This is a genomic window from Vibrio sp. 1401 (assembly GCF_033340295.1).
In genome coordinates this window covers 1-945 of record NZ_JAWOWF010000172.1, presented here as the reverse complement: position 1 = coordinate 945, position 945 = coordinate 1, and the positions used below count along the sequence as shown (strand labels likewise).

The window sequence follows — 945 nt, the reverse complement described above, 5'->3', positions numbered from 1 at the left end:
ACACTTGCTCAAGAGCCAAAGGTGCTTGTCGTCCATTCTTATCACCAAGGATTCTTTTGGACGGACTCTATTCAGCGCGGGATCGATCAACAACTCGATGACCGCGAGATGGACATGCGCGTCTTATACTTGGATTCCAAGCGCAACCAGAGCGAGCAGTTTTTTACCCAGCTCGAATCACTCTATCGCACCAAGTTGAGCGATGAGCGTTTTGATGCCATTTTGGTGACGGACAACAATGCATTGGAATTGATGCAACACTTGGCGCCGCTGATCAAAGACACGCCAGTGATTTTCTGTGGCATCAACAATTACCGTCCTTCCTTTCATCCATCACTTAACGCAACCGGCGTGATTGAGAACGTCGATTTAGAAGCGAACTTAGCGCTGATCGAGCGTTTGCATCCAGACAACAAGCAGATTTACATCATCAGTGACCATTCGGTGACTGGTGCAATACTTCGCGACGAGATTGACGATTTTATCCAACAACATGACCGCTATCGCAACAAGATCACTCAACTTGTCCCTGACAATGTCGAAGCATTGAAGAAAAAAATCGCTCAACTCAATAAAGAAAATGTGGTGCTGTTTTGGACTTACTACCGCGACAAAGATGGCGTGGTCGGCAGCGAACGTGACTGGATTCAGATCAACAAGGCCTCCAACGCGCCATTGTTTATGGTACACGACGTAGGTTTGGGTCATGGCGCGGTGGGCGGCGTGATTCAAAGCGGTTATCGCCAAGGTGTTGAAGCGGCTAGATTACTTGAACAGGTGCTCGACCACCCACAAGAACCATTACCTCCGGTGGTGAATGGCGATTCTGAAATCAAGCTCGATTACCAAGCGGTCGTGCGCTGGGGGTTGGGCGCAGAGCAAGAATCCTCGGCGGTCTTTTTTAATAAGCCGATGGAATTTTCGGAGCGTTTCGCCAAAGAAATT

1 protein-coding gene is annotated in these 945 nt (G+C 48.8%); it reads left to right on the top strand.

What is annotated here, in order from left to right:
* Positions 1 to 945: ABC transporter substrate-binding protein (locus tag R7Z77_RS24345; protein ID WP_318136928.1), on the top strand; the 945-nt coding region annotated here is incomplete at both ends.